Below are 3,220 nucleotides of genomic sequence, written 5' to 3'. Positions count from 1 at the left end.
CACGTGTGATTGACCGGTTCCATCTACAGCGGCTCGCCCTTGACGCTGTTCAGGAAATACGTATAAAGCACCGTTGGGACGCCATCAATGCCGATACCGACGGCAGGGAGAGCGCAAAGATCGAGGGGCGCAAGTATGTGGCGGAACGTCTTGAAAACGGCGACACGCTCAAGGAACTGCTGGCCAGAGGCCGCTATGCTCTGTTCAAATCTCCCGAAAAGTGGACGGTCTCGCAAAGGCAGCGGGCCGGGATGCTGTTCAGGCTATACCCGGACCTGAAGGAAGCCTACCGCCTGTCCCAGAACCTAAGGACCATATTCAACAGACGCTCGACAAAAGACTGCGCCCGATTGAATCTTGCCCGATGGTACAACAGCGTCGCCCAAGCCGGATTCAAGTCATTCAATACAATCGCAGCCACATTTTATGAGCACGCCGACGAGATACTCAACTTCTTTGACAACCGCTCAACAAACGCATCTGCCGAATCTATCAACTCAAAAATCAAGGCATTCAGAGCCAAACTACACGGCGTAAACGACACTAAATTTTTCATCTTCCGACTTTGCAAAATATACGCTTAAACACAGGTTTTTTACCATGCGCCCTTATATCAGTCCTCGGCCCGAGGCAGGATTGGATATGATAAAACCTCGGAACTATTTGATAGCCCGAGGTTTGTCTCGAATTTTCCGATTTGGTTCTGTAATCGCCGCAGGCGCTTTGCCTCGGCAAAGAACTAATAGTGGAGCTGGAGGAACTTGAACCTTACGCTCCAAATGTACACATATCAACGAGTTGCAATTGGTTAACATTCGTGTGTAGCGAATTTGCAACCTAAATTTCTATATCCTCACGCAGCCGCTCGCCACGTGACCCAAAGGGATTCTAAGGGTATTGCAAAGTTAATGCTTTTTCCACTGATATTCAAGTCCGAGGGTTCATTTTAGAAAATTTTATGACCGGTTGTTAAAATATTATGGCCTCGCAACGAGACCGGAAATCAGTCTGGTGAAATCCGATATGTCGCCCCGGACGCTTGCATTTTCAAGAGCGGACATATATTCCCGACGTTTCTCTAACGGTACAACAGTCCATGGATAGCCCCCCGAGGCAAGCATGGCGTTAAGGATAAAGCGTCCCATACGTCCGTTCCCATCCATGTAGGGATGTATGAATACAAACATAAAATGCCCCAGCACGGCTCTTACTCTCGGATCAGGCTCCTCACTTATCAGTCGGAACAATTCCGGCATGGCGTCCGACACAGCGCGGGGATTAAGAGGAATGTGCTGTGAACCTCGAATATAGACCTGATTTGTGCGATACCCGATGAGGTCTGACGCTGTAAGAATACCGGCGGTGACAAACGGCATCCACATCTGGCGATACCATCGGGAATGATCTTCTTCCAAAACGCCGCCCGCATTTTGTCCCGCAAGTATCTTTCTGACCGACTCCTTTACCGACTGAAATGCCTGATAATAGCCACGCGCCACAAGTGCGCTCTTTTGTTCCTTGTCGTCACTGTCCGGTTTCCAATTGCCCGATCTAACCTTTTCGATAAGTTCTCTCGATACCTGATAGCCCTCTATGGAAAGAGAGTGATAGGCGTCTTCAAGATATTTTTCATCCACATGTTCGAGATACGATTCTATGTCGGCGACCGCTTCAGGAGTTTGCGGAAAATTTTCCAATACCTGTTCCCTCATTGTCGCCCACATCATTCTTATACGTGCCGCGTATGGCGATTTGGCATATATGGCTGTCGTGTCTGTCTCGGCAGAAAATGGGTTGTACTCAGAGACAGCATATCCAAAATCTCTCATCGTCAACAGTATCTCATCTGCAATAGCCCCTTTGCCGACACTCCGAAGCGCACCGATAATGCGTCCGGCTCTTGTCGTGGCTCCTTTATCAGTCAGAATCTTCAACAATTCGCTTGCGTTGTCGATCATCGACAGGCATATCCGTGCAGACATGGGGTCATTGGAATAATATGATGGGGAAGCGTATACTAATGCGGATTCAAGGCTATAGAGACGCAACCCATATATGGGGTCTACGACAATATTTTGTGTAAGTTCCGATTTAAGCGGAAGCAGGGTGTGGCCGTATGGAAGACTGACTATGTTATTGCTTGCTTTTGGAGATTTAAGAATCAACTGGCCCGGAACAGTGGTCTTGCCGGAATGGAAATCAAGTGAAGAATCGGCAGACAGACTCCAGTCAGAGCCGAAACGTGAATCGGCGTAGGCACGCACAAAATGCCAATATGACGTGTACCACACGGTGGTGTCGCCCTCGCTTCCCGGTCGTGAAGGAATATACCATCCCTTCATCACTTCCTGAAGCCATCCGTTTGCCAACAGACGGTTCAGATGGGTACGCGAAATGGCCTCCGTACCGCGCAGGATTAAATTTGGTTCTTTATCCTGAAGCTGCCGAAGCACCTCCAGCGAATCAGCCAGCAATTCTTGAATAGTCGCCATATTGTCACATCTTATTAGTCTTTGTTCAATGAGAGTTTCTCGTATTTATTAACGGATGATTGCTCGTATTTGTTGTTGCAGAGATACTCGTATTTGCTGCAAAGGTAATCATAATTGCCGAATTAACAAAATCTTATTCGGTTCATTATCGTATCTTCCCGTTTATCATATCAAGCTCTTATTTTGTAATCTCAATTGTTTCTCCAACGGTTGATACGATCCCGGATTTCAGCCTTCGGTAGTCGGGCGTTGATGGCGAATAATTCTTCAAGTCGGTCTGCCGCCATTGATGTCGATATGATGTCATGCCTGACCAACTCATCGAATATGAAGAGGATGCCATGCACCTCGATTGACTGTTCTTCTGCATAGCGTCTAAGCCGTCGGTCGCCCGTCAACATTGGTACGTTATGCTTTCTTGCGAAATAGCATACCGAGCAATCGGGTATGGAGAGATTGCCGGAAACTGACGAGTGTTCCTCAACAATTTCAATCACTTCATCAGCAGTGAATCCATCGACGGATATTTCCCCTCGGGCAACAAGTTCATCAAAAATTCTTCGCTGGTCGGCATCTGCAATTTCCGCCACCACTAAATCCAGACCCTTTTGGCCAAACAGAATTCACCCCTTTGGCCATAATATGATTGACCCTTTTGGCCCAAATAACATTAACCGCTTAACACAAGAGTTATTAGAGATTTTTTGTGTAGATTTAAGAACCCGAGT

At 47.4% G+C, this 3,220-nt stretch carries 4 protein-coding genes; 2 read left to right on the top strand and 2 right to left on the bottom strand.

Going from position 1 to position 3,220, the window contains the following annotated elements; translation table 11 throughout:
- Window positions 1-584 (top strand): ISAon1 family transposase (locus FW767_RS12855; RefSeq protein ID WP_235898132.1); only part of this gene is annotated, 584 nt, incomplete at its 5' end.
- A gap of 393 nt (window positions 585-977) precedes the next feature.
- On the opposite strand, the gene FW767_RS12850 is transcribed toward FW767_RS12855, so the two are convergent.
- Together FW767_RS12850 and FW767_RS12845 are read right to left on the bottom strand one after the other, a co-directional pair.
- Complete coding sequence (locus FW767_RS12850; RefSeq protein WP_121700418.1) at window positions 978-2,492, bottom strand: Fic family protein; 1,515 nt, start codon at window positions 2,490-2,492, stop codon at window positions 978-980.
- Between the two features lie 191 nt (window positions 2,493-2,683).
- Entirely contained in the window at window positions 2,684-3,082 is a 399-nt protein-coding gene (locus tag FW767_RS12845; RefSeq protein ID WP_121700417.1) for a PIN domain-containing protein, read from the bottom strand.
- Here FW767_RS12845 and FW767_RS13235 point away from each other — a divergent pair.
- Window positions 3,000-3,220, top strand: a 221-nt coding sequence (locus tag FW767_RS13235; protein WP_205523921.1) for a hypothetical protein, incomplete at its 3' end; no start/stop codon positions are given. The genes FW767_RS12845 and FW767_RS13235 overlap by 83 nt on opposite strands.

It is taken from the genome of Heminiphilus faecis, assembly GCF_008728965.1.
Taxonomy (GTDB): domain Bacteria; phylum Bacteroidota; class Bacteroidia; order Bacteroidales; family Muribaculaceae; genus Muribaculum; species Muribaculum faecis.
Note: the sequence above shows the minus strand (reverse complement) of the source record. Positions and strands in the feature narration are given on the sequence as shown.